At 73.9% G+C, this 24,903-nt stretch carries 19 protein-coding genes; 12 read left to right on the forward strand and 7 right to left on the reverse strand.

Going from position 1 to position 24,903, the window contains the following annotated elements; genetic code table 11:
- Window positions 1-60: 60 nt before the first annotated feature.
- The 6 genes from recR (at window position 61) to ACFYWQ_RS26115 (ending at window position 6,283) form a co-directional block, all read left to right on the forward strand.
- Window positions 61-660 (forward strand): recombination mediator RecR, encoded by a 600-nt coding sequence (gene recR / locus ACFYWQ_RS26090; protein WP_389519416.1) that lies wholly within the window; start codon window positions 61-63, stop codon window positions 658-660.
- Window positions 653-1,318 carry a DUF5063 domain-containing protein gene (locus ACFYWQ_RS26095; protein ID WP_389519324.1) on the forward strand — a complete coding sequence of 222 codons (666 nt, stop codon included), beginning with the start codon at window positions 653-655 and terminating at the stop codon, window positions 1,316-1,318. Before recR ends, ACFYWQ_RS26095 begins: the two co-directional genes overlap by 8 nt.
- 306 nt (window positions 1,319-1,624) lie before the next feature.
- Complete coding sequence (locus ACFYWQ_RS26100) at window positions 1,625-2,902, forward strand: aspartate kinase (RefSeq protein WP_389519326.1); 1,278 nt, start codon at window positions 1,625-1,627, stop codon at window positions 2,900-2,902.
- Entirely contained in the window at window positions 2,902-3,969 is a 1,068-nt protein-coding gene (locus ACFYWQ_RS26105; protein ID WP_389519328.1) for an aspartate-semialdehyde dehydrogenase, read from the forward strand. The genes ACFYWQ_RS26100 and ACFYWQ_RS26105 overlap by 1 nt, the downstream gene beginning before the upstream one ends.
- 425 nt (window positions 3,970-4,394) lie before the next feature.
- The gene (locus ACFYWQ_RS26110) at window positions 4,395-5,081 is read left to right on the forward strand and encodes a SigE family RNA polymerase sigma factor (protein ID WP_389519329.1); all 687 of its coding nucleotides are present in this window, start codon (window positions 4,395-4,397) and stop codon (window positions 5,079-5,081) included.
- A 140-nt stretch (window positions 5,082-5,221) separates the two neighbouring features.
- Window positions 5,222-6,283 (forward strand): hypothetical protein, encoded by a 1,062-nt coding sequence (locus tag ACFYWQ_RS26115; RefSeq protein WP_389519331.1) that lies wholly within the window; start codon window positions 5,222-5,224, stop codon window positions 6,281-6,283.
- Here ACFYWQ_RS26115 and ACFYWQ_RS26120 read toward each other — a convergent pair.
- Entirely contained in the window at window positions 6,253-7,215 is a 963-nt protein-coding gene (locus ACFYWQ_RS26120; protein WP_389519333.1) for an SURF1 family protein, read from the reverse strand. The genes ACFYWQ_RS26115 and ACFYWQ_RS26120 overlap by 31 nt on opposite strands.
- 123 nt (window positions 7,216-7,338) lie before the next feature.
- Between ACFYWQ_RS26120 and ACFYWQ_RS26125 the strand changes: the two genes are divergently transcribed.
- A complete protein-coding gene (locus ACFYWQ_RS26125; protein WP_389519334.1) occupies window positions 7,339-9,156 on the forward strand; it encodes a prolyl oligopeptidase family serine peptidase in 1,818 nt (605 codons plus the stop codon).
- 42 nt (window positions 9,157-9,198) lie between these two features.
- Here the strand turns inward: ACFYWQ_RS26125 and ACFYWQ_RS26130 are convergent, their stop codons facing one another.
- On the reverse strand, window positions 9,199-11,154 hold the full coding sequence (locus ACFYWQ_RS26130) for an NAD-binding protein (RefSeq protein WP_389519335.1): 1,956 nt from the start codon (window positions 11,152-11,154) through the stop codon (window positions 9,199-9,201).
- Between the two features lie 632 nt (window positions 11,155-11,786).
- Here ACFYWQ_RS26130 and ACFYWQ_RS26135 point away from each other — a divergent pair.
- On the forward strand, window positions 11,787-12,728 hold the full coding sequence (locus tag ACFYWQ_RS26135) for a permease (protein ID WP_389519418.1): 942 nt from the start codon (window positions 11,787-11,789) through the stop codon (window positions 12,726-12,728).
- Window positions 12,725-13,486, forward strand: a complete 762-nt coding sequence (locus ACFYWQ_RS26140; RefSeq protein ID WP_389519336.1) for a TIGR03943 family putative permease subunit — start codon at window positions 12,725-12,727, stop codon at window positions 13,484-13,486. The genes ACFYWQ_RS26135 and ACFYWQ_RS26140 overlap by 4 nt, the downstream gene beginning before the upstream one ends.
- A 22-nt stretch (window positions 13,487-13,508) precedes the next feature.
- Here the strand turns inward: ACFYWQ_RS26140 and ACFYWQ_RS26145 are convergent, their stop codons facing one another.
- The gene (locus ACFYWQ_RS26145; RefSeq protein WP_389519338.1) at window positions 13,509-13,802 is read right to left on the reverse strand and encodes a zinc-ribbon domain-containing protein; all 294 of its coding nucleotides are present in this window, start codon (window positions 13,800-13,802) and stop codon (window positions 13,509-13,511) included.
- Between the two features lie 300 nt (window positions 13,803-14,102).
- Between ACFYWQ_RS26145 and ACFYWQ_RS26150 the strand changes: the two genes are divergently transcribed.
- The gene (locus ACFYWQ_RS26150) at window positions 14,103-15,632 is read left to right on the forward strand and encodes an FAD-binding protein (RefSeq protein ID WP_389519340.1); all 1,530 of its coding nucleotides are present in this window, start codon (window positions 14,103-14,105) and stop codon (window positions 15,630-15,632) included.
- Between the two features lie 97 nt (window positions 15,633-15,729).
- Here ACFYWQ_RS26150 and ACFYWQ_RS26155 read toward each other — a convergent pair whose 3' ends face one another.
- The 3 genes from ACFYWQ_RS26155 to ACFYWQ_RS26165 all read right to left on the reverse strand — a co-directional run bounded on the left by ACFYWQ_RS26155 (window position 15,730) and on the right by ACFYWQ_RS26165 (window position 17,909).
- A complete protein-coding gene (locus ACFYWQ_RS26155) occupies window positions 15,730-16,617 on the reverse strand; it encodes a hypothetical protein (protein WP_389519342.1) in 888 nt (295 codons plus the stop codon).
- A gap of 283 nt (window positions 16,618-16,900) precedes the next feature.
- On the reverse strand, window positions 16,901-17,038 hold the full coding sequence (locus tag ACFYWQ_RS26160) for a DUF397 domain-containing protein (protein WP_389519343.1): 138 nt from the start codon (window positions 17,036-17,038) through the stop codon (window positions 16,901-16,903).
- Window positions 16,995-17,909, reverse strand: a complete 915-nt coding sequence (locus ACFYWQ_RS26165; RefSeq protein ID WP_389519420.1) for a Scr1 family TA system antitoxin-like transcriptional regulator — start codon at window positions 17,907-17,909, stop codon at window positions 16,995-16,997. The genes ACFYWQ_RS26160 and ACFYWQ_RS26165 overlap by 44 nt, the downstream gene beginning before the upstream one ends.
- Window positions 17,910-18,090: 181 nt before the next feature.
- Between ACFYWQ_RS26165 and ACFYWQ_RS26170 the strand changes: the two genes are divergently transcribed.
- Entirely contained in the window at window positions 18,091-18,564 is a 474-nt protein-coding gene (locus ACFYWQ_RS26170; protein ID WP_389519422.1) for an ATP-binding protein, read from the forward strand.
- 876 nt (window positions 18,565-19,440) lie between these two features.
- Entirely contained in the window at window positions 19,441-22,431 is a 2,991-nt protein-coding gene (locus ACFYWQ_RS26175) for an AAA family ATPase (protein WP_389519344.1), read from the forward strand.
- Between the two features lie 155 nt (window positions 22,432-22,586).
- Here the strand turns inward: ACFYWQ_RS26175 and helR are convergent, their stop codons facing one another.
- The gene (helR, locus tag ACFYWQ_RS26180; protein WP_389519346.1) at window positions 22,587-24,782 is read right to left on the reverse strand and encodes an RNA polymerase recycling motor ATPase HelR; all 2,196 of its coding nucleotides are present in this window, start codon (window positions 24,780-24,782) and stop codon (window positions 22,587-22,589) included.
- Window positions 24,783-24,903 lie beyond the last annotated feature (121 nt).

The following is a 24,903-nucleotide window of genomic DNA, read 5'->3' on the forward strand; positions in this document are numbered from 1 at the left end:
GGACGGGTGGCGGACAACTACCGTACGTACTGCAAGGAACCCAGGAAGGACGGCAGTCCGTTGTACGAAGGCGTGGTCCAGGACCTCATCGACGAACTGGGGCGGCTGCCCGGCGTCGGTCCCAAGAGCGCGCAGCGGATCGCCTTCCACATCCTCCAGGCGGAGCCGACCGACGTACGGCGTCTCGCGCAGGCCCTGATGGAGGTCAAGGCGAAGGTCCGCTTCTGCGTCACCTGCGGCAACGTGGCGCAGGAGGAGCAGTGCGGCATCTGCCGCGACCCGCGCCGCGACCCCGCCGTCATCTGTGTGGTGGAGGAGCCGAAGGACGTGGTGGCCGTCGAGCGCACCCGCGAGTTCCGGGGCCGCTACCACGTGCTGGGCGGGGCGATCAGCCCCATCGAGGGGGTCGGTCCGGACGACCTGCGCATCCGGGAACTGCTGGCCCGCCTGGCGGACGGGACGGTCACCGAGCTCATCCTCGCCACGGACCCCAATCTCGAAGGCGAGGCGACGGCCACGTACCTCGCCCGCATGATCAAGCCCATGGGCCTGAAGGTCACCCGCCTGGCCAGCGGCCTCCCGGTGGGCGGCGACCTGGAATACGCGGACGAGGTCACCCTCGGCCGCGCCTTCGAGGGGAGACGACTCCTAGATGTCTGACGCCACGCTGCACGCGAGCGACCAGAACCCCGACGACTTCGCGGTCCAGATCGCCGACCAGATCGAGAGCTTCCTGGTGGCCGTCGCGGAGGTCGCCAAGGGCGACGAGCCGGGCTCGGCGGTCCCCTTCCTCCTGCTGGAGGTCTCCCAGCTGCTGCTGGCCGGCGGCCGTCTCGGCGCCCACGAGGACATCGTCCCCGACGAGCGCTACGAGCCCGACACGGGCCCCGACGCGGACGTCGACGAACTCCGCGAGAACCTGGCCCGCCTCCTGGACCCGGTCGACGTGTACTCGGAGGTCTTCGACCCCTACGAGCCCCGCAAGGCGCCCGTGCCGGCCCGTATCTCCGACGACCTCACCGACGTCATCACCGACCTGCGCCACGGCATGGCCCACTACCGCGCCGGCCGCACCACGGAGGCCCTGTGGTGGTGGCAGTTCTCGTACTTCTCCAACTGGGGCTCGACGGCCTCGGCGACCCTGCGCGCCCTGCACTCGGTGCTGGCCCACATCCGCCTCGACCAGCCGCTGGAGGAACTGGACGGGCTGGACACCGACCAGGGCATGGGCGACGACACCCTGGAATTCGAGGCCGGGAGGGTCATGGCGGAGGAGATCGGCGGAGGCGGACACCCGGGTCTGCGCCCCGCCACCTGACCGGGTCGCGCCCCGCCGTGTGACCCTCGGCGAGGAGTACCGGCGCGGAGCACCGGCGTGGAGCACCGGCGTGGAGCGTCGGCGTGGAGCACCGGCGTGGAGCGTCGCGCATCAGTTCGGTGGAAGTGGGCAGGGAACGTCCTGGACGGGCGGCCGGACCCGTCCCCGGCACCTCTCGCCGTGCGGCCTGGACGTGGTCTCACGATGCGATACCCCGGGGGCGGACGACGGACGCTCGTTACACTGAGCCGACCCGCAGTACAAGGGCGTATGTGCGGAAAGAGACAAACTGAGCGAGGAGCGCACGTGGGCCTTGTCGTGCAGAAGTACGGAGGCTCCTCCGTAGCCGATGCCGAGGGCATCAAGCGCGTCGCCAAGCGGATCGTGGAAGCCAAGAAGAACGGCCACCAGGTGGTCGCCGTGGTTTCCGCGATGGGCGACACGACGGACGAGCTGATCGATCTCGCCGAGCAGGTTTCCCCGATCCCTGCCGGGCGCGAGCTCGACATGCTGCTGACCGCCGGAGAGCGGATCTCCATGGCCCTGCTGGCCATGGCGATCAAAAACCTGGGCCACCAGGCCCAGAGCTTCACTGGCAGCCAGGCAGGTGTCATCACCGACTCGGTCCACAACAAAGCCCGGATCATCGACGTGACGCCGGGCCGGATCCGTGACTCGCTGGACGAGGGCAACATCGCCATCGTCGCCGGGTTCCAGGGCGTCAGCCAGGACACCAAGGACATCACCACGCTGGGCCGCGGCGGCTCCGACACCACCGCCGTCGCGCTCGCGGCCGCGCTGGACGCCGAGGTGTGCGAGATCTACACCGACGTCGACGGTGTGTTCACCGCCGACCCGCGCGTGGTGAAGAAGGCCCGGAAGATCGACTGGATCTCGTTCGAGGACATGCTCGAACTGGCTGCCTCCGGGTCCAAGGTGCTGCTCCACCGCTGCGTGGAGTACGCGCGCCGCTACAACATCCCGATCCACGTCCGCTCGTCCTTCAGCGGACTCCAGGGCACGTGGGTCAGCAGCGAGCCGATCGAGCAAGGGGACAAGCAGGTGGAGCAGGCCATCATCTCCGGTGTCGCGCACGACACCTCCGAGGCCAAGATCACGGTCGTCGGCGTGCCGGACAAGCCGGGCGAGGCCGCCGTGATCTTCCGCACGATCTCCGACGCCGAGATCAACATCGACATGATCGTGCAGAACGTGTCCGCCGCCGCCACCGGCCTGACGGACATCTCCTTCACGCTGCCGAAGGCGGAGGGCCGCAAGGCCATCGACGCCCTGGAGAAGAACCGGTCCGGCATCGGCTTCGACTCGCTGCGCTACGACGACCAGATCGGCAAGATCTCCCTGGTCGGCGCGGGTATGAAGACCAACCCGGGCGTCACGGCCGACTTCTTCAAGGCGCTGGCCGACGCGGGCGTCAACATCGAGCTCATCTCGACCTCCGAGATCCGCATCTCGGTCGTCACCCGCGCCGACGACGTCAACGAGGCCGTGCGCGCCGTGCACAGCGCCTTCGGGCTCGACTCCGACAGCGACGAGGCCGTCGTCTACGGAGGCACCGGGCGCTGATGACGGGCCCCCGTGTGACCGGGCGCCCGACGCTCGCGGTCGTGGGAGCGACCGGGGCGGTCGGCACGGTCATGCTCCAGATCCTGTCCCAGCGCGCCGACGTCTGGGGCGAGATCCGGCTCATCGCCTCGCCGCGCTCGGCCGGCCGCAAGCTGGCCGTGCGCGGCGAACAGGTCGAGGTGGAGGCGCTCACCGAGGAGGCCTTCGACGGGGTCGACGTCGCGATGTTCGACGTGCCCGACGAGGTCGCCGAGCGGTGGGCGCCGCTCGCCGCCGCCCGGGGAGCGGTCGTCGTCGACAACTCCGGCGCCTTCCGGATGGACCCGGACGTGCCGCTGGTCGTCCCCGAGGTCAATCCGCACATGGTGCGGGCGCGTCCGCGCGGGATCGTCGCGAACCCGAACTGCACCACCCTGTCGATGATCGTCGCCCTCGGCGCGCTGCACGCCGAGTTCGGGCTGCGCGAGCTGGTGGTGTCGTCGTACCAGGCCGCCAGCGGGGCGGGCCGGGCCGGGGTGGAGACGCTCCGCCGGCAGCTGTCCCTGGTGGCCGGTACGGAGCTGGGGACGAGCCCCGGTGACGTACGGCGGGCCGTGGGCGACGGCACCGGGCCGTTCCCGGAGCCGGTCGCGCTGAACGTGGTGCCGTGGGCCGGGTCGCTGCGCGAGGACGGCTGGTCGTCGGAGGAGATGAAGGTGCGGGACGAGTCCCGCAAGATCCTCGGCCTGCCGGGGCTGCCCGTCGCCGTGACCTGCGTACGGGTGCCGGTGGTCACCGTGCACTCCCTCACCGTCCACGCCCGCTTCCAGGACGAGGTCACCGTCGGGCGGGCCCGCGAGATCCTCGCCACCGCGCCGGGCGTGGTCCTGTGCGACGACCCGGCCGCCGGGGAGTTCCCGACGCCCGCCGACGTCGTGGGCACGGATCCGACCTGGGTGGGCCGGGTGCGCCGCGCGCTGGACGACCCCACGGCGCTCGAACTCTTCGTGTGCGGCGACAACCTGCGCAAGGGAGCCGCCCTGAACACCGCGCAGATCGCGGAGCTGGTGGCGGCGGAGCTGTCGTGACCCGGTGAAGGGGCCGAAAAAACGCTGGCCACGGCATGGCAGGTTTGTAGGATCTTCAGCACGGATGTGAGCCGGTCGGTGGTCCGGACCACTTGTCCTGGGACCTGTCGGCATCCGAAGATTTTCCTCCCCGTGTTCCGCAACCGTGCGGAACGCGGGGAGCGTCTTTGCCGTCACCCTCCGGGGTGCGCAGACGTGATCCCGGCGCACAGGGGACGCCGTGATCGGGGCGTGGGGGCGCCCGTTCCTATGGACCACAGGGGAAGAGCGGGACGCATGAGGGCATGTGAGGCGCCGTCGGCGGGGAAGCCGGCCGGCGCGAGACGGGCGCCCGGAACGGTGCCGGTCACCCGTGTACCGCCGTACGGCGCGAACGCGACGGCGGACGTGTACAACCCCCGAGGGGGGACGGGTGTCCAACTGGCGTGGCAGAGGTACTCGACTTCCCCGCGGCGGCCCGCGGCACCGCCCTGCGGCCGCCCCGCACCGCCCTCCGTCCCCGCCGCCCGGCCGGGGCGCCCGGTGGCATGCCGGTGATCGCGCCCATGCCCGCAGCGCGGCCCGCCCGCATACCCAGCCAGCGTGACGGCGCGGCCCCCGCGGACGACGGTGTCGCGGCCGGAACGACCGTCGACCACCTCACCGAGACCTACCGGGCGCACTACCGCTCGCTGCTCGGTCTCGCCGCCCTCCTCCTCGACGACACCGCCTCCTGCGAGGACGTCGTCCAGGAGGCCTTCATCCGCGTCCACTCCGCGCGCAAGCGCGTCCGCGACCCGGAGAAGACCCTCGCCTACCTGCGCCAGACGGTCGTCAACCTCTCCCGTTCCGCCCTGCGCCGCCGCATCCTCGGACTGAAGCTGCTGTCCAAGCCGATGCCGGACATGGCCAGCGCGGAGGAGGGCGCCTACGACCAGCTGGAGCGCGACTCCCTCATCAAGGCGATGAAGGGGCTCCAGCGCCGCCAGCGCGAGGTCCTGTCCCTGCGCTACTTCGCCGACATGACCGAGGCCCAGGTCGCCGAGACCCTCGGCATCTCGCTCGGCTCGGTGAAGGCGTACGGCTCCCGCGGCATCGCCGCGCTGCGCGTCGCCATGGAGGCGCGGACGTGAGCGGGCGGGCCGGCGGGGACGGCACGGGTGACCGGGAGCGGCGCGAGCCGTTCACGGGGCGGGAGTCGTCCGTGGAGCGGGAGCCGGGGCGGGCACCGCACGAGCAAGAGCCGAAGCAATCGCACGCTGGGAACGGAACCGTGAACCACCACCTCGACGACCAGGGCCCCGACGGGCTCGACTCGGACGAGCTGGCACTGCGCCGGATGCTGCACCAGGCGGTCCAGGAGATGGAGCCGCGCGACGGGACGCTGGACCACCTCCGGCGGGCCGTCCCGGCCCGCCGGGCCCGCAAGCGGCAGGCCGCCGTCGGCATGGCCGCCGCGGCCCTCTTCGTCGGCACCGCCGTCCCCGCCCTGTGGCACGTCTCCGGCGCCGGCGGCTCCGACGCCAGCCCCTCCATCGCCGGCCAGGCGTCCCAGGCCCAGGGCGGCGCAGGGGAGGGCCGGACCCCCGACAGCGACTCCTCCGGCACGGCCGGCGGCTCGGTCGGCGGGACCGGCGCGCAGGGCGACGACACCACCGAGGGCACCGGCCGGGGCAAGGACCCCGGCGGTACCGACGGCACCGGGGACGGCACCGGATCCGGCTCCTCGGTCGAGGCGGACGCCACCGCCTGCACGGCGTCCCAGCTCGGCGACGCCTCCGCCGCCGTCGCGGTCCCCGACTCGGCCGGCACCGTCTACGGCACTTTCCGCGTCGTGAACGTCTCCGGCAGCGCCTGTACCGTCGGCGGGAGCGTCTCGGTGACGCCCACCGCCCAGGGCGCCGCCGACGCCACGAAGATCAGCGTGGTGGAGCACGTCTCCGGGGACGCGGCGGCCGGCCTGCCCGACCCCTCCCTCTACGTCTCCCAGCTCTCCCTCGCCCCGGGCTCGGCCTACGACGTGAAGTTCGCCTGGGTGCCGTCCGAGACCTGCCCCACCACCGGCGGCAGCAGCAGCGGCGGCAGCACGGGGGGCGACGGCGGCAGCACGGCCTCCCCCGACCCGAGCCCGAGCGAGCAGACGGGCACCACCGGTTCCACGACCACCACCGAGACCGAGGGCACCGCGGCCCAGCTGCTCGTCGCGGACGGCACGGCCGACGGCAGCGTCGTGGTGACGTACACCGCCGAGGCCGGCGTCCCGACGGTGTCGGCGACGGTGTCGAACGCGTGCGCCGGGACGGTCTACCGGACGGGCGTGCTGGCCTCGTCGTGAGCCCCGGCGGACACCGCGGGGCCGGATCCGGTCCCGGCGGTCCCATCGGTCCCATCGGTCCCATCGGTCCCGTCGGTCCCATCGGTCCCGTCGGTCCCGTCGGTCCCTTCGGGTCCGGCCGCCTCGGTTCCGGTTCCGGCTCCGTCGGTTCCGGCTCCGTCGGTTCCGGGCCCGTCCGGGGCGAGGCCGAGTGCCGCGTCCCGCGCGAACTCCGCCTCACGGCGCAGCAGCCGGAACCACATGAACACCACGAACCCGGCGAAGACGAACCACTCGCCGGTGTACCCGAGGTTCTGGAACGCCTTCAGGTCCAGCCCGCTGCCGGCGGGCGCGCTCGCCGGCACCGCCGTCATCCCCGCGTCGGCGGTGCGGAGCGTGACCCACGCGTCGTACAGGTCGTAGTCCACCAGGTTGACCAGGGAGGCCGCGCTGATCGCGGCCGTCTGCCCGGCGGGCAGGCCGCCGCGGGCGCTCACGCCGTCGCTGCCGGGCGTCTCGGACGCCTGGAGCGCGCCCGTGACGGTGACCTCGCCGGTGGGCGGCGCCGGGGCCTTCGCCGGGTCGGCCGTACCGGGCAGCCAGCCGCGGACCACAGGGAGCGCCTCGCCGCCGTCGGTGCGCAGCAGGGTCAGGACGTAGTAGCCGTTCTTCCCGTCGAGCTCGCGGTCGGGCACCAGCAGCTGGTCGGCGTACCGGCCGGTGGCGGTGACCTGCTTGCCGGAGGTCGCCTTGTCCACGGGCAGCATCTCGGCGAGCGGCCGCGCCGCCTCCTCGCGGGCGGACTCGACCTGCGCCTCCGCCGCGCGGTGGTCGTCGACCCGCGCCTCGAACCGGCTCAGCTGCCAGGACCCCATGAAGACGCAGAAGGGGATGGCCAGCAGCACGAAGACGTTGATCCCCCACCAGCGGGGCGTCAGCAGAAACCGGTACACGACCTCAACGGTACGGGTCTCGTGCGGGGAACCCGTCGCCGGGGTGTGGGGATGAGGCCGAAGTTTTCCACAGGCTGGGGAGGGGAGCGGTCGTTTGTCCGCGCGGGCGGGCAGTATGGGGCCATGACTGAGAGCAACGGGTCCGCCGCACCGCAGCGGTACGAGGAGATGCCGGACTGGGAGAGGCGCTTCCGGGCGCCCCGGGTGTCGCTGCCCGACTGGGCGGAGGACGCGCCCGACCGTTCCCTGTTCGTCTCGAACGCGACGGGGACGTACGAGCTGTACGCATGGGAGCGCTCCACCGGCGAGCAGCGCCAGGTGACGAACCGGGCGAACGGCACCACGGACGGCGTGCTCTCCCCGGACGGCGCGTGGATCTGGTGGTTCGACGACAAGGACGGCGACGAGTTCGGCGTCTGGCGCCGCCAGCCCTTCGAGGGCGGGGAGGACGAACTGGCGGCACCCGGCCTGGACCCGTCGTACCCGGCGGGCCTGGCGCTGGGCCGCGACGGCCGTACGGCGGTGGTGGGCCGGTCCACGGACGAGGACGGCACCACGATCCACGTGGCCCGCACCGGCGAGCCCCCCTTCGAGCTGTACCGCCACCGTGAGTCGGCGGGCGTGGGCGACCTCTCCCACGACGGCTCCCTCGTCGCGATCGAGCACACCGAGCACGGCGACGCCATGCACTCCGCGCTGCGCGTCCTGCGCCCCGACGGCACCACCGTCGCCGAACTCGACGACACCCGGGGCGGCACCCGGGAGCTGGGCCTGGAGGTGCTGGGCTTCGCCCCCGTCGACGGCGACACCCGCCTGCTCATCGGCCACCAGCGGCGGGGCCGCTGGGAACCGCTGGTGTGGGACGTGGCGACGGGCGCGGAGACCGACCTGGCGCTGGACCTGCCGGGCGACGTCAGCGCCGAGTGGTACCCGGACGGCTCGGGCCTGCTCGTCGCCCACGGCTTCGAGGCCCGCAGCGAGCTGTACCGCTACGACCTGGCGACCCGCGAGCTGGTCCGGGTGCCGACCCCGGCGGGCACGGTGTCCGGGGCGACCGCCCGCCCCGACGGCAGCGTGGAGTACCTGTGGTCCTCCGCCGCCCGGCCGCCCGCGGTCCGCTCCACGACGGGCGCCGTGGTCCTCGACCCGCCCGGCATGAAGTCCCCCGGCTCGGTCCCGGTGCAGGACGTGTGGGTGGAGGGCCCCGGCGGCCGTATCCACGCCCTGGTCCAGAAGCCGGCGGGCGCGACCGGCCCGCTGCCCACCGTGTTCGACATCCACGGCGGCCCCACCTGGCACGACAGCGACTCCTTCGCGGCGGGCCCGGCGGCCTGGGTGGACCACGGCTACGCGGTCGTCCGGGTGAACTACCGCGGCTCCACCGGCTACGGCCGGGCCTGGACGGACGCGCTGAAGCACCGGGTGGGCCTGATCGAGCTGGAGGACATCGCGGCGGTCCGCGCCTGGGCGATCGACTCCGGCCTCGCCGACCCCGACCGCCTGGTCCTCACCGGCGGCTCCTGGGGCGGCTACCTCACCCTCCTCGGCCTCGGCGTGGAGCCCGACGCGTGGGCGCTGGGCATCGCCGTGGTCCCCGTCGCCGACTACGTCACGGCCTACCACGACGAGATGGAGGCCCTGAAGGCCATGGACCGCACCCTCCTGGGCGGCACCCCCGAGGAGGTCCCCGAGCGCTTCGAGGCGTCCTCCCCGCTGACCTACGTCGACCAGGTCAAGGCCCCGGTCTACATCTCCGCGGGCGTGAACGACCCCCGCTGCCCCATCCGCCAGATCGACAACTACGTCAAGCGCCTGGAGTCCCGCGGCGCGACCCACGAGGTCTACCGCTACGACGCCGGGCACGGCTCGCTGGTGGTCGAGGAGCGGATCAAGCAGGTACGGCTGGAGCTGGAGTTCGCGGAGCGGCACCTGGGGGCGTAGCGGCGACCGGGACGGGAGGAGCAGGGGTCTCAGGGGCGGTGGTCACCGCCCCTGAGACCCAGAGCTGCCCCGCCGCCTCCGCCCCAGCAGCTCCGCCAGCCCCTTCCGGGTGGCCGCCAGCACCACCCGGTCCTCGTCCCTCAGGACGTACGTCTCCGGCAGGTCCCACACCAGCTCGGACCCGCCCGGGCCCTCCTCGCCCATGTCCAGCGCCAGCACCCGCCAGTACCCGGCCCGGAACGCCTCCCCGACCGTCCGCCCGGCCAACTGCGCGTACGCGCCGACCTCCAGGGCGGCGAACAGCAGCACCCGCCGCTCCACCGGGATCGCCCCCAGGATCTGCCGCCCCATCATCGCCCCGGCGAACGACGGCGCCGCCAGATGCGTCACGCTCCGGCTCCGGGTGAGCGCCTGCGGGTGCGCGGCCCGCAGGGTGCGGTACACGGCGGTCGCGAAGTCGTCGTCGTACAGCCGCAGCACCACGCGCAGATCGGGCCGCAGGGACCGCGCGTACAGGGCGGCCTCCAGGTTCGTGGTGTCGGAGCTGGTCACCGCGAGCAGCGTGTGCGCCCGGCCGATCTTGGCCGCCTCCAGCACCCCCTCCTGGGTGACGTCGCCGAACACCACCGGCACCCGCAGCCGCCGCGCCGCCGAGACGCCCCGCGCCTCCGGTGTGGCCTCGACGCACACCACGGGGATGCCCAGCTCCCGCAGCCGGGTCAGCACCCGCGTCCCGATCTTCCCCAGCCCCAGCAGCACCACATGCCCGCCGAGCCCGCGCGGCGGCCTGCGCACCGCCCCCGCCCCGCGGAACGTCCCCAGCGCCTCCAGCACCGCGGCCAGCAGCACCGGCAGCAGCAACAGCCCCATCAGCCCGGACAGCAGTTGCAGCACCTGCCGCTCCGTCGACGACCCGAGCGCCGGTTCGTTGATCGCGAACAGGTCCAGCAGCGTCAGGTACACCGCGCCCAGCGGATGGATCCCGGTCACCAGCCACAGCGCGACCGCCAGCGCGACCACACAGCCCACCAGCCCGGCCAGCGACCACCGCAGCCGCCGGGAGAACAGCGAGGCGAACGGCGGCACCATCCCGACACCCCGCCCGGCCGGCAGCGCGCCCCCGGCCGTGTACGCCACCTGTTCCAGGACGACGCTGCCCCGCCCGGTCGCCGCGGCCACCGTCGCCGCGTCCGGCAGCAGCACCGGCCCCTGCTCCCCGCTGGCCTCGGAGCCGTCCGCGAAGGCGGGGTCGTTGCCCGTCGAGGACAGCAGCGCGAGGGTGGGGGTGGCCCGACCCGCGCCGGCGGCCTGCCCCGGTCCCGGCGGCGGGCGTTCGACGGCCCGCAGCAGCAGGCCGTCCGTCTGGACGACCTTGGTGGTCCCGGCGACGGCGGTCGCGGCGAGCGCGGGCGCGGCGGTGTCCGCGTCGGACAGGACGGTGGTCGAGGCGTCGCCGACCGCGCGCTCGGCGCCCCCCGAGGCCAACGCGGCCGCCTGGTCGAGGAGTTCCTCTATGTGCTGCCCCAGCCGTCGGTTGTACAGCCGCAGCACGAGCCGCAGCCGGGGGTTGAGCCGGCGGGCGGTGAGGGCGGCGCGGATGTTCCGCTCGTCGTCGTCGTACACCAGGGCCAGCGCGGCGGCCTGTTCCACCCCGGCCTCGGCGAGGACGGCCTCGGTGGGCTCGGCGGCCTCCAGTTCGGGCCCGCCGCCGGGGTCACCGCCGCCGGCGCCGCCCCCGGACGCACCACTGCCGGCGCCGCCCCCCGGCGGACCGCTGCCGCCGTTGCCGCCGCTGCCGCCGCTGCCGACGGCCCGGTTGACGGCCGCGCTCACCACCCGGTCGAGCAAGGCCGCCGACACCGCACGGGCGCGCCCGACGACCGGCGGCCGCACCGTCCGCTCGGAGGGCGGCACGACGAGCGTGACCCGCTCCCCGTACACCTGCCGCAACTCGGCGGCCAGCCGGTGCGCCAGCCCGTCGTCACCGCACACCACCATGTGCCCGACGGGCTCACCCGACGGCCCACTCTGATTCGGAACGCTCCCCACGAGGGAGAAGACTGCCCCACCGGGACGGGTGGTTCCAGAGGTGCGCTGAACGCGGGCGGCCGTCCGGCCGTAGGGGAGGGGAGGGACAGACACGGATCCGGAGGTGCCCACCCGTGGCCATCACACGAGCCCCGTCGGACGAGGGGGAGCTCCCGGCGCCGTCCCGGGGACGGCCGGGGCCACCGACGGACCCGCTGCGGGAGCCGGTGCGGGAGCCGGAGCCGGTGCCGGAGCCGGTGCGGGAGCCGGTGCTGCTGCCGGACGTGCTGCCCGAGCGTGTGCCGGACCTGCTGCGGGGCCCGCTGCCGGAGCCGGAGCCGGTGCCGGACCCGCTGCGCGAGCCGGAGCCGGAACCGCTGCGCGAGTCGGAGCCGGACCCGCTGCGCGAGCCGGAGCCGGACCCGCTGCGCGAGTCGGCGCCGGACCTGCTGCGGGACCCGGTGCCGGTGCCGGTGCCGGAGCAGGGGCCGTTGCCGCTGCCGGACGGGCTGCGGGACCCGCTGCCGGAGTCGTCCGGTGAGTCCGAGCGGCCCGCGGCCGCGTCCCGGGCCCCCGCGCGGAAGCCCCCGGAGACCGGGCGCCTGACGTCCCCCCTGGCCCTCACCCTCACCCTGCTCCTGCTGGTGCTGCTCCAGGGCCCGATCCGCCGCGCCCTGGCCGCGCCGGTGATGCAGAGCTGGACGACGGTCTTCCTCGCCGTGGTCGTCCAGGCCCTGCCGTTCCTCGTCCTGGGCGTCCTGCTGTCGGCGGCGATCGCCGTGTACGTCCCCCCGTCGTTCTTCGCGCGCGCCCTGCCCCGCCGCCCCGCGCTGGCGGTTCCGGTGGCGGGGGCCGCGGGCGCGGTGCTGCCCGGCTGTGAGTGCGCGTCCGTGCCCGTCGCCGGCGCCCTGGTCCGCCGGGGCGTCACCCCCGCCGCGGCCCTGGCGTTCCTGCTCTCCGCCCCGGCGATCAACCCGATCGTGCTGACGGCGACGGCCGTCGCCTTCCCCCACGCCCCCGAAATGGTCCTGGCCCGTTTCGCGGCGAGCCTGCTCGTGGCGTGCGCGATGGGCTGGCTGTGGCACCGCCTGGGCCGCACCGACTGGCTGCGCCCGCCGTCGCACGCCCCGCACGAGGGGCGGAGCAGGGGCGAGGCCTTCTGGGGCTCGGTGCGGCACGACGTGATGCACGCGGGCGGCTTCCTCGTCGTCGGCGCGATGGCGGCGGCGACCCTGAAGGCCGCCGTCCCGGAGACCTGGCTGCGCACGGCCGCCGGTCATCCGGCGGTGGCGGTCCTGGCCCTGGCCGTCCTGGCCGTGGTGCTGTCCCTCTGCTCGGAGGCGGACGCGTTCGTCGCGGCGTCGCTGACCCAGTTCTCGCTCACGGCCCGGCTCACCTTCCTGGTGGTCGGCCCGATGATCGACCTCAAACTGTTCGCGATGCAGGCGGGCACCTTCGGCCGCGCCTTCGCCCTGCGCTTCGCCCCGGCGACCTTCGTCCTCGCCGTCGCCGTGTCGGCACTGACCGGGGCGGTGCTCCTGTGAACCGCCAGGCCCAGGCCGCGCTCCTGTTCCTGCTCGGCGCGAGCCTCCTGCACGCCGGCACCACCGACCTCTACCTGCGCTACGTCAAGGCAGGCCTGCAACCGCTCCTCCTGGCGTCCGGCGCCGTCCTGATCGCCACGGCGCTGGCGACGGGGTGGTACGAGTGGCGCCGGCGACCGCAGCGACCGGGGGAGGCGAGCCACCGGGAGACGAGCCACCGGGAGACGAGCCACCGGGAGACGGCCGCCCACCCCGAACCCCGCGTCTCCTGGCTCCTCCTGCTCCCCCTCCTGGCGCTGATCCTCGTCGCCCCGCCGGCCCTGGGCTCGTACACCGCCACCCGCACCGGCACGGCCCTCCAGGAACCGGTCGCCTACCCCGCCCTCCCCGCCACCGACCCCCTCCCGCTGGCGGTCGCCGACTACGCGGGCCGCGCGGCCTACGACCACGGCCGCACCCTCACCGGCCGCCGCGTCGCCCTCACCGGCTTCGTCGCCCTCGACCGCGACGGCACCCCCTACCTGGTCCGCATGGCCCTCAACTGCTGCGCGGCGGACGCCCAGCCCGTCAAGGTCGGCCTCACCGGCCGCGTCCCCCCGGTCCTCCAGCCGGACACCTGGCTGGAGGTCACCGGCACCTACAGCCCCCGGCTGACCCACGACCCGGTCAACGGCGGCCCGATCCCGTTCCTCGACGTCACCGCCGCCAGACCCGTGGCGGCGCCCGGTGACCCGTACGACGAGACGTGGAACACCTGAGGAAGACGTACCGGGAAGTCCGTCACCGCCCCTGGTACGGCTGCTGCTGCGGCCGGCCGTGCGCCGGACCGCCGTACCCGCCCGCGTCCTGCGCCTGCAACTGCTGCGCCTGCTCCGCGGTCACCTTCTGCTCGGTGCCGCAGAAGGTGCACTGCGTCAGGTACTTCGTGGAGATCGGGAACAGCGGCACGAAGAAGAGCGTGAACTTCGTGACGCGCTTCCTGAGCGTGTGCGCGGCGGGGTTGCCGCAGCTCCCGCACACCAGCGTCAGTATCGCGAGCTGGTACAGGTACCCCTTGGTGCCGAAGATGATCACTGCGCTGCCCTTCCGTCCTACCCGGGTCCGTCCCCTCGATCCTCCCCCGGATCCTCCTCCGGACCTCCCCCGGATCCTCCCCAGGACCCTGACGCGCCTCTGCCCCCGCTGACCGGAGCGGGTCGGCCAGGGCACCCCACCGGAACCCGCCGTACCGCTCGAACGGCCTCCGAACACCCCGCGCGGTGACGCCAACTCCCCTACCCTGACGTGGATTTGCCCGACTCAGATCAATTGGATCACTTCGGATCACTTCGGATTGCTTCGGATCACTTCGGATCCGAGGGGGGAGCGGCACGTATGTCCCGCACACCGTCAAGGCGTACCGTCCTGCGCGGACTCACCGTCACCGGGACGGCCGTGATCGGCTTCGATCCCGCCACGCGGAGCTGGGCCACGACCGGCTCGACATCCGCCGCGGAGTCCGGCGCGACATCCGCCACCGCGTCCGGACCGGCGTCCGGCGCCCGGCCGATCGAGGGGATCCCCCGGCTGGACGGGACCCTCGTCACGGACGAGCCGTCGCTCATCGCCGCGGCGGACGACTTCGGCCACATCGTGCACCGCCGTCCGGCCGCCGTCCTGCGCCCGGGTTCCGTCCGCGACGTCGTCGCCATGATCCGGTTCTGCGGCGAGCACCGCCTGCCGGTCGCGCCGCGCGGCCAGGGACACGCGGCGTTCGGCCAGGCGCAGACCGAGGGCGGTCTCGTCGTCGAGACCGCGACCCTCGCGGACATCGGCCCGCTCGGGCCGAGCAGTACGACCGTCACCGTGGGCGCCGGCGCCCGCTGGAGCGACGTGGCCAAGGCCACCCTCGCCCACGGCCTCACCCCGCCCGTCTTCACCGACTACCTGGAGCTCTCCGTCGGCGGCACCCTGTCCGTGGGCGGCCTGGGCGGCCAGGCCCACCGGCACGGCGCCCAGGTCGACAACGTCACCGAACTCCGGGTCGTCACCGGCGCGGGGGAGTACCTGCGCTGCTCCCCGTCCCGCCGCCCCGACCTCTTCCACGCCGTCCTGGCCGGCCTCGGCCAGTGCGCCGTCATCGTGGAAGCCACCCTGCGCCTGGTGCGCGCGCCCGAGACCGTACGCCACTACCAGCTGACCTACGACCACCTGGAGACCTTCCTCGAAGACCAGCGCGTCCTCGCCCAGGAGGGCCGCTTCGACTACGTGGAGGGCCAGGTCTTCGCGGACGCCGCGGGGAGGTTCCGCACCTACGTCATGGAGGTGGTGGCCTACGGCCCACCGGCCGGCCCCGCACCGGACGACACGGCCCTCCTGCGCGGTCTGCGCCACGACCCCGCCACCGTCCAGCGCGCCGACCTGCCCTACTACGACTTCCTCGACCGGCTGGCCCCCACCGTCGCCGCCCTGAAAGCGGCCGGCCAGTGGACCTGGGCCCACCCCTGGCTCGACCTGCTGCTCCCCGGCAGCTCCGCCGCCACCGTCGCCGCACCGCTCCTGGACGCCCTCACCCCGGCCGACCTGGGCCCCGGCGTGATCCTCTTCTACCCCCTGCTGCGCGACCGCCTCACCACCCCGCTGTTCCGCGCCTCCGACGAGCCGGTGACGTATCTCTTCGACGTCCTCGGCGCCGTCCCGCCCGACGACACCGCCACCCTCGACCGCCTCCTCGCCGCCAACCGCTCCGCCTACGAGACCGCCGCGGCCGCCGGCGGCCACTGGTACCCCGTCGGCAGCATCCCCTTCACCCCCGCCGACTGGCAGACCCACTTCGGCCCGGCCTGGCCCCGCCTGGCGAAGGCCAAACGCACCTACGACCCCCGGTCACTCCTGACCCCGGGCCAGAACGTCTTCCACCCCTGACCGCACGGGCGTCCCCGCAACCGCACGGGCGTCCCCGCACGGCCCCCGTCCCGAGGCCGCTCCCGCCTGCGGGGCGACCGCACACCCGGCCACCGGTTCAACCGGCCGCACGGAGGCCGTTGCCCGCTCGGCAGTCCCGGCAGTCCCGGCACCGCCCCGGTTCCGGGGCGCGGAACGCCCGCTCGCAGCCGTCGCAGGTCTGGAAGGGCGGGACGGCGGTTGGGCGGTCGACGGGGTGGGACGAGGGAGGCGGGGCGGGCAGGGGCGTCTCGCGCAGACGGAAGGCGAGGATGCCCGCCGGACGGGCCCGGAAACGGTCGGGGAGCCCGGCGGTGAGCAGTTCGGTGATGCGGTGTGCGTCGAGGCCGGCCGCGAGCCACTCGGCGACGGCCGGAGCGAGCCGCGCGGCCTCCTGGGCGGAGAGGACCAGACGCGGATCGACCCGGCGCAGGGCGGCCAGCACCCCGACGGCCTGCGGGTCGGCGTCGGCGAGCGCGGGCGGTGCCTCTTGCTCGGCCGCGGGTGGCGTCTCCTGAACGGCCGTGGGCCGCTTCCGGGGCCGGTGCGGCTTCGGCGGCTCGGGCGGTCCGTCCGGCTCGGGCGGTCCGTCCGGATCCGGCCGCCCGTCGTCGCCGCCGCCGGGCACGGTGTGGAAATACGTCCGGGTACGGATCTGCCCGGTGGACAGTCGCTCACGGCGGCGTTCGAGGTACCCGGCGGCTTCGAGGTCCCGGAGCGCCCGCGAGATGAGGATCTCGCCCTCGGTGAAGTGCTCGCACAGGGCGGCGATGCTCACGGGGGAGCCGTCGGGCAGGGAGAGGATGTACGCCGCGACACCGATCGTCACCGCGCTGCCGCGCCGCTGCGCGAGGGCGTTGGAGATCACCGTGAAGTCGGCGGTGAGGCGGGTGCGGAGGTGGATCACGCCGGAGGCGGGAGCTCCGGCGTCGGCGCGCACGGGCGCGTTAAACTGCGAGTCAGCCATCGGGAAGGTGCTTTCTTCCTGATCGGTCAGGCCCTCGTTCGGGATGCCAGTCCCGGCGGGGGCCGTCTCTGTTTGCGGTGGTCGAGGGGGAACGTAACCGTCCGTATCCCGCCCCGGCAAGCCGGTCACCCGTACGGGTGACGGGGGCCGGGAGGGTGGGTGGGCGGGTAGTTCTGTACCCGGTTCTTTGGGAGTCCCGTGGCCCACCGGCCCCTCGCGGGCGAGGCTCCGGCGGGCTCGGAAGACGGGGGGTGCGCCGGTACCCGACCGGTACCTGACCGACTCAGAGCCGGTGCCGGGCGGCCTTCAACTCCCTTATGAACGCCGACCAGGAGCCCGGTGTGAAGGTCAGAGCGGGGCCGTCGGGGGCTTTGCTGTCACGGACGGGGACGAGGCCGGTGACCCCCTCGGCCACCTCCACGCAGTTGCCGCCCTCCTGATTGCTGTGACTGCTCCTGCGCCAGGCGGCGCCGTTCAGATCGGGACGGGACCTTGGCTTCACGGTGGTTGCCCTCCATCACGGATCGGATCATGTCGAGCGACATGAGCGGGGGCAGGGCTGCCGCCCTCAGTCGATCGTAGGTGAAGGCAAAGCGCCTGACCTCGGCTGGATCCTCGACGAGTTGGCCGTAGTGCGCCCCTTCCGTGTAGGCGACCTCCGAGCCGTCGGGCAGCGCGAGGATCGTCAGCGAGCCGCCCATCACGTCGTGCTCACCCTGGTCGAACGGCAGCACCTGCACGGTGACGTGATGTTCCGTTGAGGCCTCCAGGAGCCGCCCCAACTGCTCACGCATCACCTCGAGTCCACCGATCGGACGCCTCAACACCGCCTCGTCGAGAACGACCCACAGGCTGGGTCGGTCAGCCGAGTCGAGCCGTGCCTGACGTCCCATGCGGGCGGTGAGCCTCTCCTCCAACTGCGCCTCGTTGCTCAGCGTCAGGCCGACGCTCAGTACGGCTCGCGCGTAGTTCTCGGTCTGCAGCAGGCCGGGCACCACATGTGCTGCGTACTCCCCGATGGACACCGCCCTCTCCGAATACGCCATGAACTTCCGTGACCAGTCCGGGAAGGCCTCCCGGTACACGTACGGCCACAACTCCACCAGCAGATCGTCCGCCCCGAGGGCGGCATCCAGTGCTCGCGCCAGTTCCAGTGTCGGTTTCGCTCCGGAGGCGCGTTCGATCTGCGTGATGCGCGTGCTCACGACGTGGGTCTTCTGGCCGAGTTCCGCCTGGGTCAGGCCGGCCGCCGTCCGGAGTCTGCGTACGCGCGCACCGAACAGCGCCGCCATCGACGTACTGGGGTCGATTCCGTTGGCCAAGGCGTCACTTCCGTTCCTTACGAGCCGAAAGGTAAGGCTCTGTCACCTTTCGAGCGTAGGGCCGCCCGACGACCCTTGAGTGCGGAACGTGACGACTCGCGCACGCTGCGGGGCGTCGGAGGAGACGACAGGCAAGGACGGGCACGCTGTGCTGACGACAGGACCGACCACCTCGGGCGAGGGGCCCCGCACGAGCACCGAACACCCCGCGGCCGAAGCAGGGTTCGCCGCGACGCCACGAGGTGCCCGACTCGCCCGGCGGCTCGCCGTGGGGTGGATGGAGGAGTGGGGGCACCCGCCGGTGTCGGACGCGTCGTGCGCGGTCGCCCTCGTCGTGGGCGAGCTGGCCGCGAACGCCGTGCGGCACGGCCGGGTGCCGGGGCACGAGGCCCACCTCCGGCTGCGTCTGGACACGGCGACGGGCCTGGTGCGGGTCGAGGTCGCCGACGCGGCCGCAGGGCAACGGCCGCCCGCCGCCCCGCCCGAGCCCCTCCCCGACGGGGAGTCGGGCCGCGGTCTGCTCCTGGTGGACGCCCTGGCCGTGCGCTGGGGCACGGCGGGCCGTCACCCGGTGGGCAAGACCGTGTGGGCGGAGGTGCCGAGCGGCCCTCCGGATCTTTCCTGAAAGGGACCGGTCTTCCTCCCTTCCCTTGCAGTTCGCGCAGTGGTTTCTGCTACTTCTGTAGGTGGGGACAGGCGGGCTCCGGCCCGCGACAGCGCGTGCGGCGCTGCGGGAGGGGATCACATACGTGAGCAACGTGAGCAACGTGAGCACGACATCACGGGACGCGGCCATCGCCGTCGAGCAGAAGGCCGTCGACCGCGCCTACGACTGCTACGAGGCGAGGCTCACCGAGCTGACCGCCCAGACGGCGGCGACGGCCTCCGCGAGCGGCAAGGACAGCATCGCCGTCCGCCAGGGCGCGGAGGCCACGGCGGAGACGTACGGCGGTCTCGGCGGGGAAGCCCTGGTCGTCAGCCGGGTCGACGTCCAGGAGGCCGGGGACGCCGAGCCGGAGACGTTCTACATCGGACGACGGCACGTCTTCGACACCGAGACGCGGGAACAGGTCGTCGTCAACTGGACGAACCCGATCGCCGTGCGCTGGCACAACGCACTGCCGGAAGCGCCCGGCGAGGTGCTCCTGCGACGGCAGCTGAGCTGCGCCGAACGCACCGTCGAGGACTTCCGGGACGACATCGCCCGGGTCGGCGCGCCGCAGGCCGGTGCGCCGCGGACCGGTGCGTCGGCGCCCGAGCGGGAAGCGGCCGTACCGTCCGCGGCCGACGAGGACACCGTCGTACCGGAGACGGCTCCGGGGCCCGTTCCGGAGACCGCCCCGGAGACCGCTCCGGACGTCCCCGGGGCACCGTCGCCGCGCGACGTCGAGCGCAGGCAGCGGAGGAAGGCCCAGCCGGTCGACGACTTCCTGCTGCGCGAACTGCGCCGGTCCCGCAGCGGCCGGATGCGGGACATCGTCGAGACGATCAGACGGACCAGATGGCCCTGGTCACGGGCTCACCCGCGGACGTCCTCGTCGTCCAGGGCGGGCCCGGCACGGGTAAGTCGGCGGTCGGTCTGCACCGCGTCACCTGGCTCGTCCACAACGACCACTTCCGCGCCCAGGACATCCTGGTCGTCGGCCCGCACCAGAACTTCCTCGAGTACGTGGGACGCGTCCTGCCCACCCTCGGCACCCGCAACGTCACGGCCGTGCAGCTGGCCCGCCTGTGGGAGGGGGAGATCCGCGGGACCGACTCGGCCGCCGCGCGGCTGGTGAAGTCCGACGAACGGATGGCGGCCGTCCTGCGGCGCCGCGTGGAGAGCGAGTGCCGGCCCGAGGCCCTGGACGCCCTCACCTCCGCCCCCTCCCACGCCCAGGACGAGGCGGCCTTCGTCGTCACCGTGGGCAGCACGTCCCTCCGCCTCCCGCGCTCCGAGGTGCTCCGTCTCCTCCAGGACGCCCGCGACGGCACCGGGGCCTACCGCACCCGCAGGGACCGCTTCCGCACCCTCCTGGTCGACCGGCTCCTGAACGAGCTCGTCCGGATTGCACCGCGCCGCAGCCGGGACCGGACCGTACGCCGTGACCTGGAGCGCAACCGGCAGGTCACGGCCCTCGTCGAGCGGACGTGGCCCGCGCTGAGCCCCGAGGAGGCACTGCGCAGCCTGCTCACCTCCCGCGCCAGGCTGGGCGAGTGCGCCGCGCCGGACCTCGACGACGACGAGCAGGCCGCCCTCCTGCGGCCGAGGGCCGACACCGCGGACGACGAACCGTGGACCCTCGACGACCTGGTCTGCCTGGAGGAACTGCGGTTCCTGATCGCCGGCGAGACCCCGCAGCGGTACCGGCACATCGTGGTCGACGAGGCCCAGGACCTGACCCCGATGCAGGCGAGGTCCCTGCGCAGACGCTGCCCGACCGGCTCGATGACCGTGCTCGGCGACCTGGCACAGGCCACCGGCCCGCACACGTACGGCACGTGGGAGCGGCTGGGCGGACTCCTCTCCGACCAGGGCGACTGGCGGGTCGCGCAGCTCAACACCAGCTACCGGGTGCCGGCCGAGATCATGGAGTTCGTCACCCCGCTGGCCCGGGCCGTGGCGCCCTCCCTGCCGTACCCGGCCGCGGTGCGGCTGGCCGGTGAGGACGCGGTACGACTCGTCCCGACGACCCCGTGGCAGCTGCTGACCGAGACCGCGTCCCGCACGGCACGCCTGGTCGGCACCGACGACGGGCGGTCCCTGCGGTCGGTCGCCGTCGTCGTACCCGACGACTCCGACTGGATCGACGAGGTCCGCCGACGCGTGGACGCCGTGGACGGCATGACCGAGGAGAAGCGGCGCACCGTGTCCGTGCTGCCCGCCGCGCAGGCCAAGGGCATGGAGTTCGACCACGTCCTGGTCCTGGAACCGTCGGCCGTCGCCGACCGGGATCCGGCCGGACTGCGCCGGCTGTACGTCGCGCTGACCCGCAGCACCCAGACCCTGACCGTCCTGCACACGACACCGCTGCCGCGGGAACTCACCGCGGCCGGTGACGACGGGACGGCCGCCCCGTCCGACGACACGGCAGTCCCGTCCGACGGCACGGCAGTCCCGTCCGACGGCACGGCAGTCCCGTCCGACGGCACGGCCGCCCCGGCGGACGCCGAGGTCTCCACGGAGGCCGGCGCCTCCACGGGTGCCGATGCTCCGGCGGGTGCCGAGCCTGCGGCCACGGCCGCCACCGGCCGGCTGCCGGTCGGCACCCCCGTCAAGGTGCGTGTGCTCGGCCCGGGCCCCGGCGCCCACTGGAAGGTCAAGGCGCTCGTTCCGGCGACGGACCGGACCCTCCTCCTCGTCTCCCGCCACGGGGAACCCACCCCCGCGACGGGCTCCCGGCTGGACGCCTGGGTGACCCGCAACGAGGGACCGGTGAGCCTCGTCTCGGCGGGAGACTTCGGCCGCAGGCCGGTCAGCGCCCGCATGGCACCGCGCTACCTGGCGGCGCTCGACGTCCTCCGGGAGATCGCCGACGGCGACGGCGCGCTCCCGCCCGGCGCCGCCGACCGCCTCTCCGAGCTGAAAGGCATGGCCAACCGGTGCCTGCGCCGTGACCAGGCGGACTGGCTGAGCGTGTGGCGCCTCCTGGGCTCCCCGGGCCGGGACCGCCTCGGCGCGCTGGCGGACCTCGCCCAGCGCACGCGCCACGCGGTCAGCTCCCACACCCCCGGCCTGCGGACGGCCCTGGTGGCCGACCCGGCGTACATCCACTGGACCGGCCCCCTCGCCCAGGCACGCGAGGAACTGCGCGGCCGGCTCGCCTCTGCCCCGACGGAGCCGGATCCGACGGAGCCGGAGACGGCGGAACCAGATCCGACGGAGCCGGAGACGGCGGAACCCGCCCCGGGGGAACCCGAGGCGGCGGAACCCCGGACGCCATCCGCCCCCGGAACGACTCCCGCCCCCGCCCCCGCACCGCCCTCCGCTCCCGCCCCGCCCTCCACCCCCGGACAGAAGGACACCCCCGCCATGGAAGCCGCCGCCCCGACGGACACCGTCGCCACCCAGCCCGCCGGGTCGACGGCGCCCGGTGAGGCCCTCGCCCGCCACCTGGCGCTCGCGGCCGAGACCGACAGGGAGTGCAACACCCACGAAGCCGTGCGCTTCGAGCTGAAGGCCGCCCTCCTGCGCGCCGGACTGCGCCCCACGGACTCCCCGGCGGCCGACGTGATCGCCGACCGTCCGGACGGCCTCTTCCTCTACGAAGTGCTCGGCGCGGGCCGCTCCGCCCACGCTGACCTGCGTGCGGGAGCGGCACGCCTCATGGAGATCGACCACCTCGGCCCCCGCCCCGCCGACCGCCGCTACCTGGTCCTGTCCGAACCGCCGACGGACGACTGGGCACCGGAGGCGGTACGAGGCGTATTCGGCGTGGACACCCTGTGGAGGACGAAGGACGGCTGGGACGGCGCGGACGCGCGGACCGCCCTGCGCCTGCCGGACTGACCGCCGCGCCGACCGGCGGCAGGGGCCGACCGGCGGCAGGGGCCGACCGGCGTCGAGGGCCGACCGGCGGCAGGGCCCGACCGGCGGCAGGGCCCGACCGGTGCCAGGGCCCGACCGGTGCCGGCGGCCGGTCGGAGCCAGGGGCTCGTCCGGCGTCAGGGGCTGGTGAGGACGACGAGCTGACCGGTCGCCCGGGTCATCGCGACATAGCGGTCGACGGCCCCTCGGACGCCCTCGCCGAACGCCTCCGGGTCGACGAGGACGACCAGGTCGAACTCCAGGCCCTTCGACAGCTCCGGCGTCAGCGACCGGACCCGGGACGTCGCCCGGAACGAGGGATCGCCGATGACGCAGGCGGTCCCGTCGGCGTGCGCGGCGAGCCAGGTGCCGAGGACCGAGTCCAGGTCCGCGGCGGACCCGTGGACGACGGGGACGCCGCCGCTGCGGATGGAGGTCGGCACGTTGGCGTCCGGGAGCGCGGCCCGGATGACCGGCTCGGCCTCCGCCATGATCTCCTCCGGGGTCCGGTAGTTGACGCTCAGGGCGGCCATGTCGATCCGGTCGAAGCCGACCCGCTCCAGCCGCTCCCGCCACGACTCCGTGAACCCGTTCCTGGCCTGGGCGCGGTCCCCGACGATGGTGAAGCTCCGGGACGGGCACCGCAGCAGCAGCATCTGCCACTCCGCGTCGGTGAGTTCCTGGGCCTCGTCCACGACGACGTGCGCGAACGGACCGGCGAGCAGATCCGGGTCGGCGGTGTGCAGTTCGGACTCGTCGACCAGGCTGACCTGGGCGTCCTCGCCGCGCAGCATGGTCACCAGGCCCTCGCCGTCGTCACCGTCGGCGCCGGAGTCGGCCACGGCGTCGATCAGGTTGTCGACGACCTGGGCCATGCGCTCGCGCTGGGCGGCGATGGCGGCGCGGTGCCGGCGCTTGCGCCGTGCCGTCTCCGGGTCGCCGAGCCGCTGCCGTGCCGCGTCCAGGAACGGCAGGTCGGACACCGTCCAGGCCTGGGGGTCCGCGCGCTGGAGCCGCCGTACGTCGTCGGGGCCGAGCCAGGGGGCGCACATCCGCAGGTACGCGGGGACCGACCACAGGTCCGAGACGAGGTCGGCCGCTTCGAGCAGCGGCCACGCGCGGTGGAACGCGGTGCGGAGTTCCCTGTTCTGCGACAGCGACCTGCGGAACAGGGCGGGCGGGACGTCGTCGCCGTCGTGTTCGGCGTCGTGTCGGTCGTCGTGCTTGTCCTTCAGGATCGTGAGCAGTTCCTCCCAGACCTGCTCGCGCGCCTCGTTGTGCGGGGTGCCGGGTTCCGCCGCCTCGAACGCCACGGCCCAGTCCCTGGCGGTCAGCTGGATGTCGGACCAGTGGGTCGTGACCGTCATCCCCTCGGTGGGCGGCTCCTCGTAGAACCGGACGGCCTTCTCGATCGCCCCCACCAGCTTCGCGTCCGACTTCAGGCGGGCCACGTCCGGATCGGTCTCGACCGTCGCCGCGGCCCCCTCGGCGACGAGGTCCCGCAGGACACAGGTCTGTACGCCCTCCTCCCCGAGGCTGGGGAGGACGTCGGCGACGTAGGCCAGGTACGGCCGGTGCGGGCCGACGAACAGCACGCCGCCCCGCCGGTGACCGAGACGGGGGTCGGAGTAGAGGAGGTAGGCGGAGCGGTGCAGGGCGACGACGGTCTTGCCCGTGCCCGGACCGCCGTCGACGACGAGGGCGCCACGGGAACCCGCGCGGATGATGGCGTCCTGGTCGGCCTGGATGGTGCCGAGCACGTCCCGCATCCGGGGCGACCGGTTGCCGCCCAGGCTGGCGATGAAGGCGGACTGGTCGTCGAGCGCGGCGTGCCCGGCGAAGCCGTCCGCGGTGAACACCTCGTCCCAGTAGTCGCTGATCCGGCCGCGGGTCCAGCGGTACCTGCGGCGGCTCGCCAGCCCCATCGGGTCGGCGTGGGTGGCCCCGAAGAACGGCTCGGCCGCGGGGGAGCGCCAGTCGACCAGCAGCCGACGGCCCGTGCTGTCCGTGAGGCCGAGCCGTCCGACGTACACGGGCTCGGGGTCGTCCGCGCTCACCATGTGGCCGAGGCACAGGTCCAGCCCGAAGCGCCGCAGCGTGCGCAGACGGGCGGTCAGCCGGTGGATCTCCGCGTCCCGGTCCATCGCCTGCCGGCCGATGCCGCCGGGCGCCCTGCGCTCGGCGTCGAGGCGGGCGGACACCTCGGCGATCGACTGCTCCAGACACTCCGCGACGGCCGCGAAGTGCCGCTCGTCACGGGCGATCAGCGCCGGGTCGGCCTTGGGCGCGAGACGGTCGGGAAGGTCGAACGCGCTGGTGGTCAGGGGTGTCACGTCGTCAACTCCGGGAGGCAGGTCGCTGGGGTGGGGGGATCGTTTCGGTCGCCGGCGACCGGTTCACGCAGGGCAGGGCGTGGCCTACGAGGTCTGGACCGCACCGCACGCATTCCACATC

Source organism: Streptomyces sp. NPDC003247, from assembly GCF_042888135.1.
Classification (GTDB): Bacteria; Actinomycetota; Actinomycetes; order Streptomycetales; family Streptomycetaceae; genus Streptomyces.

Coding starts and splice junctions, on each gene's coding strand:
- ACFYWQ_RS26095 (WP_389519324.1), top strand. CDS start 653: ATGTCTGACGCCACGCTGCACGCGAGCGACCAGAACCCCGACGACTTC.
- ACFYWQ_RS26105 (WP_389519328.1), top strand. CDS start 2,902: ATGACGGGCCCCCGTGTGACCGGGCGCCCGACGCTCGCGGTCGTGGGA.
- ACFYWQ_RS26125 (WP_389519334.1), top strand. CDS start 7,339: ATGACTGAGAGCAACGGGTCCGCCGCACCGCAGCGGTACGAGGAGATG.
- ACFYWQ_RS26130 (WP_389519335.1), bottom strand. CDS start 11,154: ATGGTGGTGTGCGGTGACGACGGGCTGGCGCACCGGCTGGCCGCCGAG.
- ACFYWQ_RS26150 (WP_389519340.1), top strand. CDS start 14,103: ATGTCCCGCACACCGTCAAGGCGTACCGTCCTGCGCGGACTCACCGTC.
- ACFYWQ_RS26155 (WP_389519342.1), bottom strand. CDS start 16,617: ATGGCTGACTCGCAGTTTAACGCGCCCGTGCGCGCCGACGCCGGAGCT.
- ACFYWQ_RS26165 (WP_389519420.1), bottom strand. CDS start 17,909: ATGGCGGCGCTGTTCGGTGCGCGCGTACGCAGACTCCGGACGGCGGCC.
- ACFYWQ_RS26175 (WP_389519344.1), top strand. CDS start 19,441: ATGGCCCTGGTCACGGGCTCACCCGCGGACGTCCTCGTCGTCCAGGGC.